The organism is Roseovarius azorensis, from assembly GCF_900109455.1.
Taxonomy (GTDB): domain Bacteria; phylum Pseudomonadota; class Alphaproteobacteria; order Rhodobacterales; family Rhodobacteraceae; genus Roseovarius; species Roseovarius azorensis.
Genome location: NZ_FOAG01000002.1, coordinates 344,130 through 365,228, shown reverse-complemented (window position 1 = coordinate 365,228; position 21,099 = coordinate 344,130). Strand labels below are relative to the sequence as shown.

Here is a 21,099-nt window from a genome sequence, read left to right as displayed (position 1 = left end):
CGGCGGGGTGAAACCCCGCCCCACCCTCAGCCGTTCCTGTTCGAGGATACGCCCACCTGCGCCGGGCGCAATATGCGGTCATGCAGGATGAAACCCTGGGTCGAGACCTGAATGATCTCGCCCGCGTTGGTGCCCGGCAGCGGTGCCTCGAACATCGCCTCGTGCAGTTGCGGATCGAAGCGGTCGCCGACCTGCGGGTCAATCACGGTGATCCCGTGCTTGGAGAACACGTTGAGCAATTCGCGCAGGGTCAGTTCGATGCCCTCGAACAGCGCCGGCGCGCCGGCGCGCTGTTCGTCGGTCACGGTGTCGAGCGCGCGTTTGAGATTGTCATGCACCGGCAGCATATCGCGCGCCAGTTTCGAGCCGCCGTAGTTCTCGGCCTCGGCGCGATCCTTTTGCGCCCGCTTGCGGGCATTTTCCGCGTCGGCCAGCGCGCGCATGAACTTGTCCTGGAACGCATCCCGCTCGGCGCGCAGCGCGTCGATCTCTGCGGCCTCGTCGGTGATTTCGGCCATTGCCTGTTCCTGCTCTTCCGCGGTCGCCTCTTCGATATCGTCAAGAAAGTCGTCGTCTCTCGGCTCTGCCATTCTTTACCTCTAACTCCGGTCGGAGATCAGTTTGCCCACCAATTGCGCCGTATAGTTCACAATCGGCACGATCCGCCCATAATTGAGGCGCGTCGGGCCGATGACACCGACCGCGCCAATGATCTTACGGTCAGCGTTCATATATGGAGAGACCACCAAAGAGGAACCCGAAAGTGAGAAAAGTTTGTTCTCGGAGCCGATAAAAATGCGCACGCCCTCGCCTTCTTCGGCCAGTTCGAGGAATTCGGCGATATCCCGCTTGCGTTCGAGGTCGTCAAACAGGATGCGGATCCGTTCCAGATCCTCTTCCTCGGCGTGGGAATCGAGCAGATTCGCCCGCCCGCGGACGATCAGCCGCTCGGTCGTGTCGCCCTCGCCGGACCAGACGGCAAGGCCGCTTTCGACCATGTCGCGGGCCAGCTTGTCGATCTGCTGACGCCGCTCGGCGATTTCCCGGACGATCACGCGCTGCACGTCAGAGAGCGTTTTGCCCTCGACGAGGGAATTGAGGAAATTCGCCGCCTCGCGCATCGAACTCGGCGTATGGCCGGGCGGCGGGGTGAAGATGCGGTTCTCGACATGGCCGTCGGAAAACACCAGAACCACGAGCGCGCGGTCATGGCCAAGGCTGACGAATTCGATATGCCGGATCGGGGCCTCGTGTTTCGGGGCCAGAACTAGGGACGCGCCGCGCGTGACGCCCGAAAGCGCGGCGCCGATGCGGTCGAGCGCACCAGCCACATCCTGCGAATTGCTGGCCAGCGTGGCGTCGATGGCCAGACGGTCGGTCGCCTCGAGATCGCCAACCTCGAGCAGGCCGTCCACAAACATGCGCAACCCTTCCTGCGTCGGGACGCGGCCCGCGCTGATATGGGGACTGCCCAGAAGGCCCATGTATTCGAGATCCTGCATCACGTTGCGGATCGTGGCGGCGCTGACCTTTTCGCTGAAATCGCGGGTCAGGGTGCGTGATCCCACCGGATCGCCATTGGCCAGATAACTTTCGACCACGCGGCGGAACACCTCGCGCGAGCGGTCGTTGAGTTGGTCCAGAAGTTTGGCGGCGTCGTTCATCCGGAGGGCTCTCCTGTCTGACATGCCATTAAAGAGGGCCTGCGGCAAAGGTCAATCGGGGTTGCCAATGCTGACCGCTCGCATATATCCCGAAGCCAGCAACGAAAGGGACATGCGATGCGGCCTTCGGGAAGAGATTTAAGCGAAATGCGGGCGGTTTCAATCGAAACCGGCGTTCTGAAACATGCCGAAGGATCCTGTCTGATCAGAATCGGGGATACCCATGTGCTCTGCACCGCGACGATCGAAGAGCGCGTGCCGCCCTTTGTCAAGGGTTCGGGCCTGGGCTGGGTCACCGCCGAATACGGGATGCTGCCACGGTCGACCAACAGCCGCATGCGGCGCGAGGCCACGACCGGCAAACAGGGCGGCCGCACGGTGGAAATCCAGCGGCTGATCGGGCGCAGCCTGCGGGCGGGCGTTGATCGCGTGGCGCTGGGCGAGCGGCAGATCACCGTCGATTGCGATGTGATCCAGGCCGATGGCGGGACACGCTGTGCCGCGATCACCGGCGGCTGGGTGGCGCTGAAGCTGGCGGTGCAGAAATTGATGAAGGCGGGCGATCTGATCAGCGATCCGCTGGTCGATCCCGTCGCGGCGGTGTCCTGCGGGATCTATGCGGGTCAGCCCGTGCTCGATCTCGATTATCCCGAGGACAGCGAGGCGGGCGTGGACGGGAATTTCATCATGACCGGCAGCAAGCGGCTGATCGAGGTGCAGATGAGCGCCGAGGGCGCGACCTATAGCCGGGACCAGATGAACACGCTGCTCGATCTGGCGGAGCAGGGTGTGGATCTGCTGGTTGCCAGACAGCTTGAGGCCACAGGTGCGTAAGTTTACCGACGATACGCTTCTGGTCGCGACGCATAACGCGGGCAAGCTGGAAGAGATCGGGACATTGCTGGCGCCTTACGGCGTGCAGGTGATCGGCGCGGCGGAGCGTGGGCTGTCGGAGCCCGAGGAAACCGAAACGACATTTGTGGGCAATGCGCGGATCAAGGCGCATGCAGCGGCGCAGGCGACCGGGCTACCGGCGCTGTCGGATGATTCGGGTATCGTGATTGATGCGCTGGGCGGTGCGCCGGGGGTTCACACCGCCGATTGGGCCATAACAGAGACTGGTCGTGATTTCGTCATGGCGATGACGCGGGCGTATGACATGCTGGTGGCGAGCAAGCAACCGCAGCCCTGGACAGCGCGATTCTGTTGCACGTTGGTGCTCGCATGGCCCGACGGGCATGACGAGGTTTTCGAGGGCACGGCGGAGGGCTGGATCGTCTGGCCGATGCGCGGAACGCAAGGCCACGGGTATGATCCGATCTTTCAGCCGCTGGGCCATGACGTCACCTTTGGCGAAATCGATCGCTGGGCAAAGAACCGCATCAGCCATCGCGCGGATGCATTTCACAAGCTGGTAAAGGGCTGTTTTGGCTGAGGATTGGCAGGCGGGGGGCTTTGGCCTCTATATCCACTGGCCGTTCTGTCAGGCCAAATGTCCCTATTGCGATTTCAACAGCCATGTGGCGCGCGAGATCGACCAAACCCGCTGGCTGAACGCCTATCTGACCGAGATCGACCGCTATGCGGCCATTGTGCCGGGGCGGGTGCTGAACACCGTTTTCTTTGGCGGCGGCACGCCAAGCCTGATGAACCCGGACGTTGTGGCCGCCATACTGGAGCGCGTGAAGCGATCCTGGCCGACCGCGAACGATCTGGAGGTCACGCTGGAGGCCAATCCAGGATCGGTCGAGGCGGGGCGGTTCAAGGCATATGCCGAGGGCGGCGTGTCGCGCATCTCGATGGGGATGCAGGCCATGAATGACCGCGATCTGCAGCGGCTGGGGCGGTTGCATACTGTAGCAGAGGCAAGACAAGCATTTGATATTGCTAGAAAAAACTTTGAGCGCGTGAACTTTGACCTGATTTATGCGCGGCAGGATCAGACGCTGGCGGATTGGCGCGAGGAACTGCGCCGCGCGCTGGAAATGGCGGTGGATCACCTGTCGCTCTATCAGCTGACGATCGAGGAGGGCACGGCGTTTGGCGATCGCTATGCCGCTGGCAAGCTGAAGGGATTGCCGACCGACGATCTGGCGGTGGACATGTATCAGGCCACGCAGGAGATTTGCGGTGAGGCGGGGATGCCGGCCTATGAAGTGTCCAATCACGCAAGATCTGGCGCGGAATCGCGGCATAACCTGATCTATTGGCGATATGGCGACTATGTGGGGATCGGTCCCGGCGCGCACGGCCGGATTACCGTCGATGGGCAACGGCGGGCGACCGAGGCATTCGCCAATCCCGAGCGCTGGCTGACGGGCGTGGCCGGTTCCGGTGCCGAGAAGCGCGCGGTTCTGCTATCGGGGCGGGATCAGGCGGTCGAATACCTGTTGATGGGCCTGCGGATTTCCGAAGGGGTCGACCTGGCGCGATTTGAGCGGTTGGCCGGTCATCCGCCCAACCGGGACAAGATCGCGCATCTGGTGGAAATCGGCATGGCAGAGCAGGAAAACGGCCAGCTGCGCGCCACCCGAGACGGGCGCGCAGTGCTCAACGCCGTGATCCGGGAGCTTTTGCCGGATCTGCCGTGATGTCAGGCGCTGAGCATTCCGACGAGGCGATCCAGTTGCTCAAGTGACGTATACTGGATGGTCATCTGACCATGTTCCTGACCGGGCCGGTGATCGATTCTGACCTTCATCGTCAGGTTGGCGGACAGATCATCCTCGAGCGCCCTTGTGTCGGCATCCTTGTCATCCGGGGCCGGGCGTTTGGGCTGGGCCACTGTGGCGACATCGGGACGAATTCCGGTCTTGGCCAGCTTTTCCGTGTCGCGCACCGAAAGGCTTTTCTGGATCACCCGTCGCGCCAGAGCGGCAGGATCCTCTGCGGTGATCAGGGCACGGGCGTGTCCCGAGGACAGCTTGCCCTCGCGCAGATAGGCCAGAACCTCCTCTGGCAGATTGAGCAGGCGCACGGAATTGGCAATGTGGCTACGGCTTTTGCCCAGGACTTCGGCCAGTTTTTCCTGTGTATGGCCGAATTTATGCATCAACTGGTTGTATCCGGTCGCCTCTTCGACCGGGTTGAGATCGGCGCGCTGGATATTCTCGACAATGGCGACCTCAAGCACCTCGGTATCATTGAAATCGCGCACCAGCACGGGCACCTCGTGCAGCTGCGCCATTTGCGCCGCCCGCCAGCGCCGTTCGCCGGCCACAATTTCATATTCGCCGGGCCTGCGCGGATTGGCGCGCACGATCAGCGGCTGAATGATTCCCCTGGCGGCAATCGAATTTGCCAGATCCTGAAGCTGTTCTGCATCGAAACTGCGGCGCGGCTGTTCGGGGTTGGGGTGGACCTTTTCGACGGGCACCATCAGATCCGGGCGCCTGGGGCTGCCGGTGGCTGATTCGCGGCTATCCTCTGTCACATCCGCCATGAGGGCCGAGAGACCGCGGCCCAATCCGCGCTGTTGTAGTTTCTTGCTGGCCATGGTGTTTGTCCTTTCCGGTTCAGGCAGCCGCGCGGGCGCTGTTGCGCATGAGTTCCTGTGCGAGATCACGATAGGCTTGCGCCCCTTTTGAGGCGGGATCATAGGCCAGCACGGACAGCGCGTAGGACGGTGCCTCGCTCAACCTGACGTTTCGGGGGATGCGCGTCTTGAACACCAGATCCCCCAGGTTTTCGCGCGCATCCAGTTCGACCTGGGCCGAGAGATTGTTGCGGGCGTCGAACATGGTCAGGACGATCCCCTCGATGCGCAGGCCGGGATTGGCGCTCTGGCGGACTTCGCGAATCGTCAGCATGAGTTGCGACAGCCCTTCGAGCGCGAAGAATTCGCTTTGCAGCGGCACCAGCACGGAATGTGCCGCCACCATCGCGTTGACCGTCAGCAGATTGAGCGAGGGCGGACAGTCGATCAGGATGAAATCGAGCGCATAGGCATCGACGGCGTGCTGCCGCAGGGCGTCATGCAGCAGAAAACTGCGCTTTTCGTTCGAGATCAGTTCGATATCGGCCGAGGACAGATCAACCGTTGCGGGTATGATCATCAGATTATCGTGCGGGGTGGTCTGAACCACCTCGTTCAAGTCGATCTCATCGACAAGAAGGTCATATGTAGTATAGGAGCGTTCATTTACCTCAATACCTAGACCCGTAGAGGCATTGCCCTGAGGATCAAGATCGACGATCAGCACCCGCAGGCCTGTCTCGGCAAGTGCCGCGCCGAGGTTGATCGTTGTCGTGGTCTTGCCAACGCCGCCCTTCTGATTGGCGATCGCGATGATCTTGGGGCCATGCGGGCGGATCGGATCAGGCACGGGCAACTCCTGTGATGGTCAAGATGACGGGGCCGGTTTCTGTCCTGCTTTTATCAAGCCGATAATCGAATTTCCACTTGCTTTGCACCTCTGACAGCTCTTTCTTCCAGGTCGCGCCTTTTAGAAAGATCGCGCTGCCGCCTGACGCAAGGTGCCTCTCGGTATAGGTCAGAAGCGCGTCGAGATCTGCCAACGCCCGCGCCGAGATCACATCGGCCGACAGCGGCGGGATATCCTCGATCCGAGCCGTGATAACGGTGGCATTTGCGCCGGTTTCGCGAATCACGGTGCGCAAAAAGGCGGATTTCCGGGCGTCGCTCTCGATCAGGGTTGTTCTTGACGGGGATCGATCCGCCGCGCCCATGATGGCAACCACCAGACCGGGAAAGCCGCCGCCAGAGCCAAGATCGACCCAATGCGCGACGGGATGCGGCGCGAGATCATAAATCTGGGCCGAATCCTCGATATGGCGTGACCAAAGGTGATCAAGCGTTGCCCTCGACACAAGATTTATGCGCGGGTTCCATTTTTGCAGCAAATCCCCGTATATCTTGAGTCGGTCGATTGTTTCACGTGAAACATCCGCCAACCCGGTCATGCGGTTCTTTCCCGCGGGGCCTGCCGCAGTTTGCCGAGGATGAGCGTCAGGGCGGCAGGCGTCATGCCGTCGATCCGCGCCGCCTGCGCCAGCGTTGCGGGTCTGGCGAATTCCAGCTTGCCTTTCAACTCGTTCGACAGGCCCTGGATTGCGGAGTAGTTGAAATCAGGGGGGATTTCCTGCTTTTCATCCCGCCGCAGCATTTCCACATCGCGGTTCTGTCTTGCGATATAGTTGGCGTAAAGCGCGTCCTTGGCAAGCTGCGCACGGGAATCCGCATCAATGGCACCAAGCGCCGGCTCTAGCCGCAGAAGATCGTCAAAGGTGACATCCGGAAAGGCCAGAATCTGAAAGGCGCTGCGGCGCGCGCCGTCCTGGCTGACCTTTAATCCGATTTCGGAGAGCTGGCGGGGCGAGCAGCTGTGATTCTCCAGCAACGCACGACCGGCGGACAGTCGCTCCATCTTGTCACGAAACGCGCGTTTGCGTGCCTCGCCGACACAGCCAAGGGTCAGCCCGCGCTCTGTCAGGCGTTGATCCGCATTGTCTGCCCGCAAAGACAGGCGAAATTCAGCGCGGGAGGTGAACATGCGGTAGGGTTCCGTCACGCCCTGCGTGGTCAGATCGTCGATCATCACCCCGATATAGCTGTCGGTCCGGCTAAAGGGCGCGGGCGCCTTGCCCTGTGCGGCCAAAGCGGCGTTAATCCCCGCCACCAGCCCCTGCGCCGCCGCCTCTTCATAGCCGGTGGTCCCGTTGATCTGGCCCGCGAGATAGAGGCCCGGCACGGTTTTGACGGCCAGAGTATGATCCAGCGCCCGAGGATCGACATAATCATATTCAATCGCATAGCCGGGTTGCAGAATCTCTGCCCACTCAAGGCCGGAAATGGACCGAACGTAGGTCTCCTGTACATCCAGCGGCAGAGAGGTGGAGATGCCGTTGGGATAGATCACGTTGTCCGAAAGGCTCTCTGGTTCGAGAAAGATCTGATGTGACGTCTTGTCGGCGAAGCGAACGATCTTGTCCTCGATGGAGGGACAGTATCGCGGGCCGATGCCGTCGATATGGCCGCCATACATCGCCGAGCGCGCCAGATTTTCGCGGATGATGTCATGCGTGCGCTCGTTGGTGTGGGTGATTCCGCAAGAAATCTGACGTGCAAAAGGCGTCTTTGACATGAAGGAAAAGAGAACTGGGTCGTCATCACCCGGCTGTTTGTCCAGTTGGTCCCATGCAATCGTCTTGCCGTCCAGCCGTGGTGGCGTGCCGGTTTTCAACCGCCCTAGCGGCAGACCAAAGCTGTCGATGCGTTCCGCGAGCCTGATCGACGGGCGCTCGCCCATGCGGCCGCCAGGCCGGGAGGTGTCGCCGATATGGATCACACCGCGCAGGAATGTGCCGGTGGTCAGAATCACCGCCCGTGCGGCAATCTGGCTGCCATCTGCAAGAACGACCCCCGCAACAATCTGATTCTGAAGGATTAAATCGGCCGCCTCGCCCTCGATCACCGTCAGATTCGGCTGTTCAGAGATTGCGCGCTGCATTTCCGTACGGTAAATCCTGCGGTCCGCCTGCGCGCGCGGACCCTGCACCGCCGGACCCTTGCGGCGATTGAGCAGGCGGAATTGAATCCCGGCGCGGTCGGCGACCCGCCCCATCACCCCGTCAAGCGCATCAATTTCGCGGACAAGGTGCCCCTTGCCAAGCCCGCCGATCGCAGGATTGCAGGACATGACGCCGATCCCGTCGCGCGACAGGGTGACGAGTGCCGTTGCCGCACCCATGCGCGCCGCGGCATGCGCGGCATCCGCGCCTGCATGCCCACCGCCGATAACGATCACGTCAAAATGTTTCACGTGAAACACTCCTCACTTGCCAAGGCAGAAACTTGCAAAGATTTCATCCAGAACGGCCTCGATATCAATACGCCCGACCAGAGAGTCAAGCGCGCGTATGGCGTTGCGCATTTCCTCCGCCGCAAGATCGGCGGCGTCCTCTCCCGCAGGCAAAAGGGCAAGCGCGGCATTCAGCGATTGCAGGCCCCGCGCCATCGCGTCTGCATGACGCATCCGTGTGGCCAGCCCAACCCCGGCGGCCCGCGCCCGCAAGGTTGATGCTATGTTTTCTACCAGATCGGACAGGCCCTCGCCAGTCTTGCCTGAAACGGCGCCCTCAGGGCTATCCAGCAAATCCCCCTTGGCGCGGACCACGATATCCTCCGGCAGCGGCGGAAAATCAGGGGCGGCGTCACCCTCAACAAGAAACACGCGCAGGTCGGCCTGTGCGGCCCTCATGCGCGCCCGATCAATTCCGATGGATTCCACCGCATCCTCGGTATCCCGTAGCCCCGCCGTATCAAGCAGCGTCACCGGCAGGCCGGACAGGTCCATTCGCACCTCGATCACATCCCGCGTCGTTCCAGCATGTTCAGACGTGATCGCCGCATCGCGTCCCGCCAAGGCATTGAGAAGCGTCGATTTTCCAACATTGGGCGCGCCTACGATCGCAACCTCGAAGCCGCTGCGAATCCGCTCTGCCGCACCGACGCCCGCAATCTCGGCCTCAAGCGCCTGTGCCACATCACGGACCAGGGCGGTCACCTCTGGCGAGACATCGACGGGAACCTCCTCATCCGCAAAATCAATGGTCGCCTCAAGAAGGGCCGCCGCACGGATGAGTTTTTGCCTCCAGTCTTCGCATTTTCGCCCCAGATCGCCCGCCAGAACACGCATCGCCTGTCGTCGCTGTGCCTCGGTCTCTGAATCGATCAGATCGGCCAGTGCCTCGACCTGTGTCAGATCGATGCGCCCGTTTTCCAGTGCGCGCCGGGTGAATTCGCCCGGTGCTGCCGCGCGCAGCCCTTCGATATGTCCCAGGACAGCAAGCACGGAGGAAACCACCGCGATGCTTCCGTGAACGTGAAACTCGGCGGTTTCCTCGCCACTAAAGCTCTGATCCTTAGGGAATGTGAAAACCAGAGCCTCATCCAGCCTGTGCCCGTCAAGATCCCGCAGCACGCGCAGCGAAGCGCGGCGCGGCTCTGGCACAGCGCCGCAGAGAGCCCGGCAGGCGGCAAATGCCGCCGGTCCGGAAACGCGGATCACCGCAAGCCCCGCCTTCCCTTGGGCCGTTGACAGCGCATATATTGTGTCCATCAAACACACCCAAACAATTTGTGGCGCGATCAGGTATTCATGGAATCAAAGAACTCGGCGTTGGATTTGGTCTGCTTCAGCTTGGACAGCAGGAATTCCACCGCATCCGTCGTGCCCATCGGGTTGAGAATCCGCCGCAGCACAAAGGTTTTTTGCAGATCCACCTTGTCGATCAGCAGATCCTCTTTGCGCGTACCTGATTTCAGAATGTCGATTGCCGGGAACACGCGCTTGTCCGCGACCTTGCGATCAAGGACGATCTCGGAGTTGCCGGTGCCCTTGAATTCCTCAAAGATCACCTCGTCCATCCGGCTGCCGGTATCAATCAGCGCCGTGGCGATGATCGTCAACGATCCGCCCTCCTCGATGTTGCGCGCCGCGCCAAAGAACCGCTTGGGCCGTTGCAGGGCATTCGCATCGACGCCCCCGGTCAGAACCTTTCCCGATGAGGGCACAACAGTGTTGAAGGCTCTACCAAGTCTTGTGATAGAATCGAGCAAAATAACAACATCTCGCTTGTGCTCTACCAGCCGCTTGGCCTTTTCGATCACCATTTCGGCGACGGCAACGTGTCGTGTCGCGGGTTCGTCAAAGGTCGAGCTGATCACTTCGCCTTTTACCGAGCGCTGCATGTCGGTCACCTCTTCGGGCCGCTCGTCGATCAGCAGCACGATCAGGTAGCATTCGGGGTGGTTTTTTTCGATGCTGTTAGCGATGTTTTGCAGCAGAACGGTCTTGCCGGTCCGCGGCGGCGCCACGATCAGCGAACGCTGCCCCTTGCCGATAGGCGCCACAAGGTCGATCACCCGCGCGGAGCGATCCTTGATCGTCGGATCCTCAACCTCCATCTTCAGCCGCTCGTCGGGATAGAGCGGCGTGAGGTTGTCGAACGCGATCTTGTGCCGGGCACGTTCCGGGTCCTGGAAATTGATCTGTGTCACCGAGGTCAGCGCGAAATAGCGCTCGTTGTCCTCGGGCTGCTTCATCTCGCCTTCGATCGTGTCGCCGGTTCGCAGTGAATACTGCCGGATCATATCAGGCGAGACGTAGATATCGTCTGGCCCCGGCAGATAGTTTGCCTCTGGTGAGCGCAGAAATCCGAACCCGTCCTGCAGCACCTCCAGCACACCGTCGCCATAGACGATCCAGCCCTCCTCGGCGCGCTCCTTGAGGATCGAGAACATCATCTCGCCCTTGCGCATCGTCGAGGCATTCTCGATCTCCAGATCCTCGGCGATCGCGAGCAACTCTTTCGCGCTCAGCGCCTTGAGGTCGGACAGGTTCAGGCGGTCTTCGGACATGGAAAATCCTATACTCGTGCCATCGGGGCACACATATCGTTCATTCATGGGAGTTCTACACCCGGACGGATGCTGACACCTTACATAAATCCCCGAGTGTCCGTCGTCAATCGCGCTCAGAACTTTAACACCACCGACAGCACGATCACGACCATCGCAAGTGTCGGAACTTCGTTCATCATCCGGTGTTGTCGTCCGGTCCTGGTATTCTGGCCGCGCACGAATTCCTTGCGGCGCAGCCCCAGCCAGTGATGAAACCAGGTCATCACCAGAACGCCCGCCATTTTGGAATAAGGCCAGACAGATGCCCAATCGACGATCCCCGGCGTGAGCAAGAGCATCAGACCGAACAGCCAGGTCGCGATCATCGACGGGTTCATGATGTAGCGCAGCAGTTTATGTTCCATGATCTGAAACACTTCGTCCCGGCTGTCGCCCGGCACTGATCGCTCTGTGTGATAGACGAACAATCGCGGCAGATAGAACAGCCCCGCCATCCATGTGATCACCGACATGATGTGAAGCGCCTTGGTCCACGGGTAAAGCAAGGTCAGATAGTCAGTCATTTTCCACCTGTTTCAAACCCTGTCTTTCTATGTTCTTAAAGAAAGATAAGAAAGATTGATGTTTGTTTAGGCTGCCTGGAAACAGGGGATTATCTATTGTCCAACAGGGTTACCAACATGTGAATAAGTCTGTTAACCTTTTTTGCCGTGAAAATACAAGATACAGCAGAATTTTAAAAATACATTTATATTTCATATAGATAATATAAAAACAATAACTAAAAATTCATCTTTTCATCGTGGGATAACTTGTTAATCGGTGTTTTTATACCGACCTCGGACTTATCCTTTCCCACATGTAAAGGAATTCCGGAAATCTCGGCAGAAACCATCCTATCGCATGGAAGACGCACACGGGATGGATTTCCCGCTTTTTTATTCCTAAGACTTCATCAGGTTCTTCACGGGTTATCCACATGTCATCCGATCTTATTCTCGCGTCCGCCTCGGAAATCCGGCAAGCACTGCTCGCCGGTGCCGGGCTGCGCTTTGATGTAAGGCCGGCGCGCGTGGACGAAGCGGCCATGCGCGATTCGATGCTGGCTCAGGCTGCCAGTCCGCGCGACATTGCCGACGCGCTTGCCGAACTCAAGGCGGTAAAGGTCAGCTGGAAATTTCCCGCCGCCCTCGTGATCGGCTGCGATCAGGTTCTGAGCCTTGAGGGGCGGATTCTGTCGAAACCGGAAGACCGCGCCGAGGCGCGCGAACAGTTGCTGGCGATGCGCGGCAAACGCCACGAATTATTGTCCGCCGTGGTGATCTGTGAAGGCGGCAAGCCGGTCTGGCGGCATGTGGGCGTTGTGCGCATGACCGTCCGTCCCTTTTCGGACGACTGGCTTGACGGGTATCTTGACCGCAACTGGGACAGTATCCGGCACACGGTGGGCGCCTACAAGCTGGAGGAAGAGGGCGTGCGTCTGTTTTCACGGATCGAAGGCGATTATTTCACCGTTCTGGGGCTGCCGCTGCTCGATCTTTTGTCCTATCTCACGCTCCGGGGGGAACTCGACCAATGAGTCTGACACCGATTCCACTGGCAGGGGTTATCGGATCACCGATCGCCCATTCAAAATCGCCTCAGCTGCATGGCCACTGGCTCATGACACATGGGATCCAGGGCTATTATATCCCGATGGATGTGGCGGCGGAGGATCTCGAGAACGTGATCCGCACATTGCCCAAGGCAGGTTTTGTCGGGGTGAACATCACTGTCCCGCACAAGGAACGGGTGCTGGACATGGCCGATCAGGTGACTGACCGCGCCACGCTGATCGGGGCCGCCAATACGCTTATCTTTCTCAAGAATGGCCAGATTCATGCCGACAATACGGATGGGTATGGATTCATTCAGAACCTGCGTCAGAATGCGCCGGATTGGGATCCCAAGGCCGGGCCGGCCGCGGTGCTGGGGGCCGGGGGCGCGGCGCGCGCCGTGGTGACCTCTCTGCTGGATGTGGGCGTTCCCGAAATTCTGATCGCCAACCGCACGCGTATCCGGGCCGAGGCCCTGCAATCGGAATTCGGGAACCGTCTGACGGTGGTGGATTGGGTACAGGCAGGCAATATGTTTGAGGACGCCACCACGGTCGTCAACACGACCTCGCTGGGCATGCTGGGCAAGCCGCCGTTGCGTGTGCCGCTTGACGGGTTGCGCAAGGGGGCGCTGGTCACCGATCTGGTCTATGCGCCGCTCAGAACCCGCCTGCTGGTCGAGGCCGAGGAAATGGGATGCGTGACCGTGGATGGTCTGGGCATGCTCTTGCATCAGGCGGTTCCGGCGTTCGAGCGTTGGTTCGGAGTGCGGCCAACGGTGGACAGCGCGGCCCGTGCTGCGGCGTTGCGGTGAGCGTTCTGATCGGTCTTACCGGGTCTATCGGCATGGGCAAGTCCACTACGGCGCGGATGTTTGCCGATGCGGGCTGTGCGCTGTGGGATGCCGATGCAGCGGTGCATCGCCTCTATGCGCCGGGTGGTGCCGCGGTCGCGCCTGTCGCGGCGGCTTTTCCCGATGTGATTGAGAAAGGCGCGGTGTCGCGTGTGCGGTTGCGGCAGATCATTGCGGAGGATCCTGCGGCGTTGGACCGGATCGAAGGCATCGTGCATCCGCTGGTGGCGCAGGACCGGGAGCAATTCGTCAAGGAGGCCCGTGTGCAGGGTATCGAATGTGTCGTGCTGGATATTCCGCTGTTGTTCGAAACCGGGGCGGATCGGGGCATGGACGTGACCGTGACTGTGAGCGCGCCGCCCGACCTGCAACGCGCCCGTGTCCTGGAACGGGGCACGATGACGGTGGCGCAGTTTGACGCGATGCTGCAAAAGCAGATGCCGGACCGGGACAAGCGCGCCCGCGCTGATCATGTGATCGAGACCGACACGCTTGAGCATGCGCGCGAACAGGTGCAGGCTGTTCTGGCGGAAATCAGGAGAAAGCGGAACCATGCGTGAGATCGTTCTGGACACCGAAACCACCGGGTTCGAGCCCGAGGCGGGGGACCGCATCGTCGAAATCGGGGCGATCGAGCTGTTCAATCACATGCCCACGGGCCGCAAGTTTCACAAATATATCAACCCTCAACGCGCCATGCCGCAAGAGGCCTTTGCGGTGCACGGGCTGGGTGATGAGTTCCTGCAGGACAAGCCGCTGTTCGCGGAGATCGCCGAGGAGTTGCTGGAGTTCATTGGCGATGCGATGCTGGTCATTCACAACGCGGCCTTTGACATGAAGTTTCTCAACGCCGAGCTGGGCTGGCTCAAACTGCCCAATCTGCCATGGGAGCGGGCGGTTGATACGCTGGCCATCGCGCGTCAGAAATTCCCCGGCGCGCCGGCCTCGCTCGATGCGCTTTGCCGCCGCTTTGCCATCGACAATTCGGCCCGCACGCTGCACGGCGCATTGCTGGATTCCGAGATTCTGGCCGAGGTTTATCTGGAGCTGATCGGCGGACGGCAGCCGGATCTGACTCTGTCGGTCACGCAGACGCGATCGGAGGGCGGACAGGTGCCACGGCAGAACTGGCGACCGGAGCCCCGGTCAAATCCCCTGCCGTCCCGCCTGACACCAGAAGAGCAGGCCGCCCACCGGGCCTTTGTCGACCAGATGGGCGAGGCGGCGCTCTGGAACAAGTCGGATCAGGCGTCGGCGCGCTGACCTGTGGTCTCGGCCTGACGCCGGGCGACTTCGTTGCGATAGAGCTGCATGAAGTCGATGTTCTCGAGGTTGAGCGGCGGAAAGCCACCGTCGCGGGTCACATCGCTGACAATCCTGCGGATGAACGGAAAGATCATGCGCGGGCATTCGATCAGCAGGAAGGGGTGCAGTTGATCCTCTGGCACGCCCTCGATGTGGAACACGCCCACATAATCCATCTCCAGAACGAAAAGCGGATCCTCGGCCCCCTTGTTGCGCGAGGTGATGGTCAACTTGACCGAGGTTTCGTACTGGTGTTCGGCGCTACGTTTCTTGGCGTCCAGGTTGACGGCGACCTGCACATCGGGCTGCACCTCGCCGCCCGTGCCGCGCTGTGCCAGCACATTCTCAAAGGACAGATCGCGGATGAATTGCGACAAGATGTTCATCCGGACTTGCGGTGCCTGTTGTGCGGCGCCATTTTCCTGTTCGGCCATTGGGCTCTCTCCTGAAGGGTCAGATATGGTCTGGCAATCCCTTATCAGCAAGCGTCTGCGGCCTCAATGCCTGGTCCATCCAGATGTGCCGCGCGCGTTGCGCCCGGGCTGCTCGACCTCATGATATTCCCCGTCGATGACATCGGGGCCTGATGGCTGACGCGGATCGTCCGGATGCGGTCTGCCCATTTCGAAGTGCTGAACATGGACCCGTTGGCGGATGAACTCGAATACCCGGCGGCGGACCGGCGGCATCAACAGCAGAAAGCCGATGGAATCGGTGAAAAATCCCGGCGTCAGCAACAGCGCGCCGGCGAACAGAATCATCGCGCCATGCGCCAGCGGTTCAGAGGGATCGTCGAGATCGGAAAAGGACCGGCGCAGACTGGAGATCGCCATAGCCCCCTGCGCTCGCAGCAGAAACGTGCCCAGAATTGCGGTAAGAATGACAATCGCGAGCGTCGGCCACAATCCGATTGCACCGCCCACCTGAATGAACAGGGCGATCTCGATCAATGGAACCGCGATGAATGCGATCAAGAGCCACATGTCCGTCCTCCTTTGTTATGCGCCGCAAGGTGGACTTGCTCCGGCGCCTCCCCTACATAGAGACAAGCGTCACTGCTTACCATGCCCCGCACAACAAGAGGTGCCCATGAATTCGCCGATTTTGCAGTTACTGGTCCTGGCCGGTATCGCTATATTCCTGATCCTGCGGTTAAAGAGCGTTCTGGGCACGCGGGACGGGTTCGAAGGTCCGCCGCGCGCGCAGTCCGGCCCGACACCAAGCCGCCGGGACTTCGAAGTGATCGAAGGTGGCCCGGATCGCGATATCGTGGATCATGTGCCCGAGGATTCGGATGCCGCAGGCGCATTGGCCGACATGAAGCGCATAGAACCGGATTTCAGCGTGACGGGTTTCCTTCAGGGCGCGCGCGGGGCCTATGAGATGATCCTGATGGCGTTCGAGCGCGGCAAGCTGGACGATATCACGCCGTTTCTGGACAAGGATGTCTATGAGACATTTGCACAGGTGGTCGACGCACGCGAGCAGCAGGGCCTGAGCATCGAGGCCGAATTCCTCGGCGTGCGGGACCTCTCGCTTGCGAATGCGCGGTTCGACAGCGAAACGCGGCGCGCGGAGATCACCGTGAAATATGTCGGCGAACTGACCTCGGTCGTGCGCGACAGCAGCGGCGAGATCATCGAGGGCGTGCCAGGCCAGTCGAAGCGCCAGAAAGATGTCTGGACCTATGAACGCATCATGGGGTCGGACGATCCGAACTGGCGGCTCGTCTCAACCGGCGAATGACGCGGGCGCTGCGGGGCATCGGTCTGGCGCTGAGTCTGTCGCTGCCCGCCGCAGCACAGGATCTCAGCCACGATATCCTGCAGTTCGGCGATTTGCGGGGATGGGAGGCGGACGATCACGCCGCTGCGCTCGAGGTGTTTCTGAACACCTGCCCGGACCTGCAGGATGCGGACTGGCGCGCACTTTGCGCACTGGGACAGCAGGTCCCTGACGCCAGGACGTTTTTCGAGCTGTTCTTTCGCCCGGTGATGATCAGCGACGGCAGGCCTGCGTTGTTCACCGGCTATTTCGAGCCGGAACTGCGCGGTGCGCTGCGGCCTGATGAGCGGTTTCGCTATCCGGTCTATCGCGAGCCACCCGAGGCCAGGCTGAGCAATCCGTGGCTTACACGACGAGAAATCGAAACCACCGATGCGATGCGCGACCGGGGGCTGGAGATTGCCTGGGTGGACGATCCGGTCGAATTGTTCTTTCTTCAGGTTCAGGGATCCGGGCGCATCCGGCTGGACAATGGCCAGATGATCCGAGTGGGATACGCCGCTGCGAACGGGCATCCGTATCATTCGATCGGTGTCGAACTGGTGCGGCGCGGTATCTATGCGGCGCATCAGGTGTCCGCCGATGTGATCAAGAGCTGGGTGCGCCGCAATCCTGACGAGGGGCGCGAATTGCTGTTTCACAACCCGTCCTACGTGTTCTTTCGCCGGATCGACGAGGTGCCGCCGCATCTTGGCCCGCTGGGTGCGATGAACCGCCCTGTCACCGAAGGGCGCACGATTGCTGTCGATCCGGCCCATGTGCCGCTGGGCGCGCCGGTATGGATCGAGAAGGATGGCGAGGATCCGATCCGCCGCCTGATGGTGGCGCAGGATACCGGCTCTGCGATCAAGGGGCCGCAGCGGGCGGACATCTTTTATGGTGCGGGCGATGCGGCGGGGCGCGCCGCCGGGCGGCTGCGCGATCCCGGAAGGTTGGTTGTGCTCATGCCGATCCAGCGCGCCTATGCCATGCTGACGGAGCAGGAGCCATGAGCCGCCGCCGGGTCAGGCCCGAGGAACTGGAACTGTGGCAGCAGGTCGCCCGCACCGCACGGCGGCTGACCCCGGACAGGCCGGACAAGCCGGCGCTGTTTTCCGAGTCTCTCAAGACGCCGCCGGCCAAGTCCCCGGTCGCGCCGCTGATTGGCGCCTTTGAAATCGGGCAGAAGGCCCGGTATGCACCGCCCGCGCAGGATGTGCTGCCCGGCGTCGCCGCGCCCGTCGCGATGGACAAAAAGACGTTTCAGCGCCTCAGGCGGGGCAAGTTGTTGCCCGAGGCAAAGATCGACCTGCACGGCATGACGCTGGATCAGGCGCATCCGGCGCTGACCGGATTCATCCTGCGGTGTCATGCGGCGGGCATGCGGCTGGTGCTCGTGGTCACCGGCAAGGGCAAGGATCGCGATACCGGCGGCCCGATCCCGGTGCGCCCCGGTATCCTGCGCCACGCGGTGCCGCAATGGTTGCGCCTACCGCCGCTAGGCCCGCTGGTTCTGCAGGTTAGCGAGGCGCATCTGAAACATGGCGGGGGTGGCGCCTATTATGTCTATCTAAGACGACAGAGACAGTGACAAGAGCGGTCGCGCGCGCGCCACACCGATCGTCACCATCGCCGTGGTAAAGACGAAATAGCCCGCGACGATCACATACTGCGCCTCGATCCCCAGCCCCAGATCAATGCCCAGCCCGGTGATTCCCGGACCGATGGCCGACCCCAGCACCATCACCGCCGCCGCCATCGCCTTGATCCCGCCGAGATTGGCGGTGCCGTAGAATTCCGCCCAGAAGGCATTTGGCAGCGTGCTGTTCGCGCCTGTCGTCAGCGCCAGAAAGACAAAGCCGAGCAGCACCATGCCGGACCCCTCGGCAAAGGCAAACAGCAGAAAGGCCGCGACCATCGGCAACTGCATGAAAGGCAGCAGCCGCGCGGTGCCCACCCGGTCCAGCGCCCAGCCAGAGGCGACCATCGCCACGATACCTATGGCGGTATAGATCGGGAACATCGCCACAAGCTCGACATGGCTGATGGCCTTGATCCCGGCGAAATGCACCTGATGGAAAAAGAACGCGGTGTTAAAGGCCGAAGGCCCCAGAAGCGCCGGAACCATGAACCAGAACAGAAAGTGCCGCAGCGCCTCGCCGCGTGTCCACTGTCGCTCGCCCATGCCGAGCGACTGGCCGGTCTGTGCCCAGCTTTGCGGTGTGCGCTCGCGGCGGAGCAAGAGCATCAGCAGCGGAATGCCGATCACACCCACGGCCCCGGCGGCGACCCAGAGCATCCGCCAGTCGTAGATCACCAGCAATGATACAAAGATCAGCGGCAGGAACGCCTCGCCTATGGCAAAACCCAGGGTGGCAATCGAGAGCGCCTTGCCGCGCGCCGCAACGAACCAGCGCGCCATGGCGACCACGGCAAGGTGGCTCAGCATACCCTGGCCGGTGAATCGCAGGGCAAAGATCACCAGCGGCAACAGCCACCAGACCGGATTGAGCGCCATGAAGAGACAGGCCCCGGCCATCATCAGCAGGACCAGCGGCGCCAGACGACGCACGCGAAACAGATCCGTCAGCCCCCCGGCCCAGATCATCACGACCGCCGATGCGGTGGTGCCCAGCATGTAGATCCCGCCCCACTGACCGTGGCTGAGCGCAAAGGTCTCGCGGATTTCACCGGCGAAGATCGAGATGAAATAGGTCTGCCCGAAGCTGCTGAGAAAGGTCAGCAACACCCCGGCGGTCAGCCAGGGCGCGTTGTCGCGGAGGAATGCGAGAATCGGCATGTGCCTTGTTCGCGTGAAACGGGGGGAGAGGAAAGCGGTTTTCGGTCGGGGGTGTACCCGCGTCGGTGCGGATTGCGCGGCCCCGGACGGGGGTCAGTGGGCGGGGATGGGGAGGGTGGGCGGGGGTGTTCGCCCGAAGCCTGATTCCATCTTGACGTAAGTAGATGTCAGGGAAGCGCAGGAAGCGGGATTTGCAAATTTGTGGGTGCTTCCCGACACCGGGCCTTCGTGCTATGTGTGGCGAATTCGGACTTAGAGCCCAGAGTTACGGATGCTGCACGTTGCACCAATGGCAGCTTTTCCGGCGCAAGTCACAAGTGTATCGACTTCTAAGTACTTATATGTTATTTCGGATATAACTAGTTAGATGTAGGTAGACTGATGGACCCTGTAAGAAACCCATTCGCGCCCGGCGCGGGCTCACAACCACCGGAACTTGCCGGTCGAGATGAGATAGTCGCAGATGCAACCACCGCTTTGAGGCGAATGCTAGTTGGCAAGCACGCGCAGTCACAAATGCTGCTTGGACTGCGCGGAACTGGCAAAACTGTATTGCTCAACACCATTGAAAATGCAGCCGAAGATATTGGTTATTTGACGTCTGTTATCGAAGCTCCGGAGGACAAACCACTTGCCGAGCTTTTGTACCCAAAGATGCAGCAAGTCCTCCGAAAGCTCTCATTGATAGAGGCCGCCAAAGCAAAAACGCACGCCGCTATGAAGGCTCTGAGAAGCTTTGCAAGTGCATTCAAAGTACAGATCGGTGATTTGTCAGTTTCTGTCGACCCGGAACCAGGTGTAGCAGATAGCGGAAACCTAGAATATGATCTTTCTGACATGTTTGTCGCGATTGGAAACGCCGCAAAAGCAGCTGGCAAGGGTTGGTGCCTCCTCATCGACGAGGTTCAATACCTCAAATCAGATGAGCTTGCGGCGCTCATTGTGGCTATCCACAAAGTTGGTCAAAAACAGCTTCCAGTCATCTTCTTTGGCGCAGGGCTTCCACAGTTAGCTGGCCTTTCTGGAGATGCCAAATCATATGCGGAACGTCTCTTTTCTTACCCAAAAGTTGGCGCACTGGATGAAGAAGCTGCCTTGAAAGCGGTGCGCGGACCAATCAACGACGAGGGAGAAGAAATAACCGCTAGTGCTCTAAGTGACATTTGTAGAATTACTGAAGGTTATCCGTACTTTCTGCAAGAGTGGGGTTTCCAATCTTGGAACACTGCTGAGGGGTCACCCATTGATGTCAGCGACGTCGAAAAGGCCACTGAGAGTGCTTTGAAGAGACTAGATGACGGCTTCTTCCAAGTCCGGTTTGACAGGTTAACACCAAAAGAACGCGAGTACGTGATTGCGATGGCAGAACTGGGCAAGGGGCCTTACCGCTCCTCAGAGGTCGCCGAACGCTTAGGTGAGCCGCCTTCCAAGCTAGGACCTCGTCGCGCACAAATTATAGACAAGGGCATGATTTACAGTCCTCAGTACGGCGACATAGATTTCACTGTACCAATGTTCGACGACTATCTTCGTCGGAATTGGGAACTGAGCGACTGAAAGAAGCTCAGCCGTGATCGTAGGTAGGTTTCGGGTGCAGATAAGGATCATGAAAGCAGACCATTGAAAGGCTGACGCCAATGGCAGCCTTGTCCGCATACTACCAGCCCACCAACCACGCGGTGAAGGGCAGCTATCGCGAATTCGAGCCAAGGGCTGCGGGTCTGCTCTGGAGC

23 protein-coding genes are annotated in these 21,099 nt (G+C 60.5%); 11 read left to right on the top strand and 12 right to left on the bottom strand.

The window, feature by feature from the left end; all coding sequences use genetic code 11:
* Positions 1-26 precede the first annotated feature (26 nt).
* Together BSG08_RS05055 and hrcA are read right to left on the bottom strand one after the other, a co-directional pair.
* Positions 27-590, bottom strand: coding sequence for a nucleotide exchange factor GrpE (locus tag BSG08_RS05055; RefSeq protein ID WP_093033007.1), 564 nt, complete (start codon positions 588-590; stop codon positions 27-29).
* A gap of 9 nt (positions 591-599) precedes the next feature.
* Entirely contained in the window at positions 600-1,664 is a 1,065-nt protein-coding gene (hrcA, locus tag BSG08_RS05050) for a heat-inducible transcriptional repressor HrcA (protein ID WP_093033004.1), read from the bottom strand.
* A gap of 117 nt (positions 1,665-1,781) precedes the next feature.
* On the opposite strand from hrcA, the gene rph reads away from it, so the two are divergent.
* From rph to hemW, 3 genes are read left to right on the top strand one after another with little or no spacing between them, the layout of a single operon-like run.
* Entirely contained in the window at positions 1,782-2,498 is a 717-nt protein-coding gene (gene rph, locus BSG08_RS05045) for a ribonuclease PH (protein ID WP_093033002.1), read from the top strand.
* Entirely contained in the window at positions 2,491-3,099 is a 609-nt protein-coding gene (gene rdgB, locus BSG08_RS05040) for an RdgB/HAM1 family non-canonical purine NTP pyrophosphatase (protein ID WP_093032999.1), read from the top strand. Before rph ends, rdgB begins: the two co-directional genes overlap by 8 nt.
* Positions 3,092-4,255 (top strand): radical SAM family heme chaperone HemW, encoded by a 1,164-nt coding sequence (gene hemW / locus BSG08_RS05035; protein ID WP_093032996.1) that lies wholly within the window; start codon positions 3,092-3,094, stop codon positions 4,253-4,255. The genes rdgB and hemW overlap by 8 nt, the downstream gene beginning before the upstream one ends.
* Before the next feature lie 2 nt (positions 4,256-4,257).
* Here hemW and BSG08_RS05030 read toward each other — a convergent pair whose 3' ends face one another.
* From BSG08_RS05030 to hemJ, 7 genes are all read right to left on the bottom strand, one after another.
* Positions 4,258-5,160 carry a ParB/RepB/Spo0J family partition protein gene (locus tag BSG08_RS05030; protein WP_093032993.1) on the bottom strand — a complete coding sequence of 301 codons (903 nt, stop codon included), beginning with the start codon at positions 5,158-5,160 and terminating at the stop codon, positions 4,258-4,260.
* A 19-nt stretch (positions 5,161-5,179) separates the two neighbouring features.
* Positions 5,180-5,989: a ParA family protein gene (locus tag BSG08_RS05025; RefSeq protein WP_093032990.1), complete on the bottom strand. Its 810-nt coding sequence runs from the start codon at positions 5,987-5,989 to the stop codon at positions 5,180-5,182.
* Positions 5,982-6,587 carry a 16S rRNA (guanine(527)-N(7))-methyltransferase RsmG gene (gene rsmG, locus BSG08_RS05020; RefSeq protein WP_093032987.1) on the bottom strand — a complete coding sequence of 202 codons (606 nt, stop codon included), beginning with the start codon at positions 6,585-6,587 and terminating at the stop codon, positions 5,982-5,984. Before rsmG ends, BSG08_RS05025 begins: the two co-directional genes overlap by 8 nt.
* Positions 6,584-8,446, bottom strand: a complete 1,863-nt coding sequence (mnmG, locus tag BSG08_RS05015) for a tRNA uridine-5-carboxymethylaminomethyl(34) synthesis enzyme MnmG (RefSeq protein WP_093033336.1) — start codon at positions 8,444-8,446, stop codon at positions 6,584-6,586. Before mnmG ends, rsmG begins: the two co-directional genes overlap by 4 nt.
* A gap of 12 nt (positions 8,447-8,458) precedes the next feature.
* Positions 8,459-9,745, bottom strand: coding sequence for a tRNA uridine-5-carboxymethylaminomethyl(34) synthesis GTPase MnmE (gene mnmE / locus BSG08_RS05010; protein ID WP_093032984.1), 1,287 nt, complete (start codon positions 9,743-9,745; stop codon positions 8,459-8,461).
* Between the two features lie 29 nt (positions 9,746-9,774).
* Positions 9,775-11,046, bottom strand: a complete 1,272-nt coding sequence (gene rho / locus BSG08_RS05005) for a transcription termination factor Rho (protein ID WP_093032981.1) — start codon at positions 11,044-11,046, stop codon at positions 9,775-9,777.
* 116 nt (positions 11,047-11,162) lie between these two features.
* On the bottom strand, positions 11,163-11,612 hold the full coding sequence (gene hemJ, locus BSG08_RS05000) for a protoporphyrinogen oxidase HemJ (RefSeq protein WP_093032978.1): 450 nt from the start codon (positions 11,610-11,612) through the stop codon (positions 11,163-11,165).
* Between the two features lie 416 nt (positions 11,613-12,028).
* On the opposite strand from hemJ, the gene BSG08_RS04995 reads away from it, so the two are divergent.
* The 4 genes from BSG08_RS04995 to dnaQ are packed head-to-tail and all read left to right on the top strand — an operon-like array spanning position 12,029 to position 14,760.
* Complete coding sequence (locus BSG08_RS04995; protein ID WP_093032975.1) at positions 12,029-12,628, top strand: Maf family protein; 600 nt, start codon at positions 12,029-12,031, stop codon at positions 12,626-12,628.
* Complete coding sequence (locus BSG08_RS04990) at positions 12,625-13,458, top strand: shikimate dehydrogenase (protein ID WP_093032972.1); 834 nt, start codon at positions 12,625-12,627, stop codon at positions 13,456-13,458. The genes BSG08_RS04995 and BSG08_RS04990 overlap by 4 nt, the downstream gene beginning before the upstream one ends.
* Positions 13,455-14,057, top strand: a complete 603-nt coding sequence (gene coaE, locus BSG08_RS04985; protein WP_093032969.1) for a dephospho-CoA kinase — start codon at positions 13,455-13,457, stop codon at positions 14,055-14,057. Before BSG08_RS04990 ends, coaE begins: the two co-directional genes overlap by 4 nt.
* The gene (gene dnaQ, locus BSG08_RS04980; protein WP_093032965.1) at positions 14,050-14,760 is read left to right on the top strand and encodes a DNA polymerase III subunit epsilon; all 711 of its coding nucleotides are present in this window, start codon (positions 14,050-14,052) and stop codon (positions 14,758-14,760) included. The genes coaE and dnaQ overlap by 8 nt, the downstream gene beginning before the upstream one ends.
* Here dnaQ and secB read toward each other — a convergent pair.
* Together secB and BSG08_RS04970 are read right to left on the bottom strand one after the other, a co-directional pair.
* The gene (gene secB, locus BSG08_RS04975; RefSeq protein ID WP_093032962.1) at positions 14,742-15,236 is read right to left on the bottom strand and encodes a protein-export chaperone SecB; all 495 of its coding nucleotides are present in this window, start codon (positions 15,234-15,236) and stop codon (positions 14,742-14,744) included. The genes dnaQ and secB overlap by 19 nt on opposite strands.
* Positions 15,237-15,299: 63 nt before the next feature.
* The gene (locus tag BSG08_RS04970) at positions 15,300-15,785 is read right to left on the bottom strand and encodes an FxsA family protein (RefSeq protein WP_093032959.1); all 486 of its coding nucleotides are present in this window, start codon (positions 15,783-15,785) and stop codon (positions 15,300-15,302) included.
* A gap of 106 nt (positions 15,786-15,891) precedes the next feature.
* Here BSG08_RS04970 and BSG08_RS04965 point away from each other — a divergent pair, with 106 nt between their 5' ends.
* The 3 genes from BSG08_RS04965 to BSG08_RS04955 are packed head-to-tail and all read left to right on the top strand — an operon-like array spanning position 15,892 to position 18,157.
* Positions 15,892-16,548 (top strand): Tim44/TimA family putative adaptor protein, encoded by a 657-nt coding sequence (locus BSG08_RS04965; protein ID WP_093032956.1) that lies wholly within the window; start codon positions 15,892-15,894, stop codon positions 16,546-16,548.
* A complete protein-coding gene (gene mltA, locus BSG08_RS04960; protein ID WP_093032953.1) occupies positions 16,545-17,579 on the top strand; it encodes a murein transglycosylase A in 1,035 nt (344 codons plus the stop codon). The genes BSG08_RS04965 and mltA overlap by 4 nt, the downstream gene beginning before the upstream one ends.
* Positions 17,576-18,157, top strand: a complete 582-nt coding sequence (locus tag BSG08_RS04955; protein ID WP_093032950.1) for a Smr/MutS family protein — start codon at positions 17,576-17,578, stop codon at positions 18,155-18,157. The genes mltA and BSG08_RS04955 overlap by 4 nt, the downstream gene beginning before the upstream one ends.
* Here BSG08_RS04955 and BSG08_RS04950 read toward each other — a convergent pair.
* Entirely contained in the window at positions 18,137-19,366 is a 1,230-nt protein-coding gene (locus tag BSG08_RS04950; protein WP_175544693.1) for an MFS transporter, read from the bottom strand. The two genes, BSG08_RS04955 and BSG08_RS04950, sit on opposite strands and share 21 nt — an antisense overlap.
* Before the next feature lie 381 nt (positions 19,367-19,747).
* On the opposite strand from BSG08_RS04950, the gene BSG08_RS04945 reads away from it, so the two are divergent.
* The gene (locus tag BSG08_RS04945) at positions 19,748-20,923 is read left to right on the top strand and encodes an ATP-binding protein (RefSeq protein ID WP_093032947.1); all 1,176 of its coding nucleotides are present in this window, start codon (positions 19,748-19,750) and stop codon (positions 20,921-20,923) included.
* Positions 20,924-21,099: the final 176 nt, after the last annotated feature.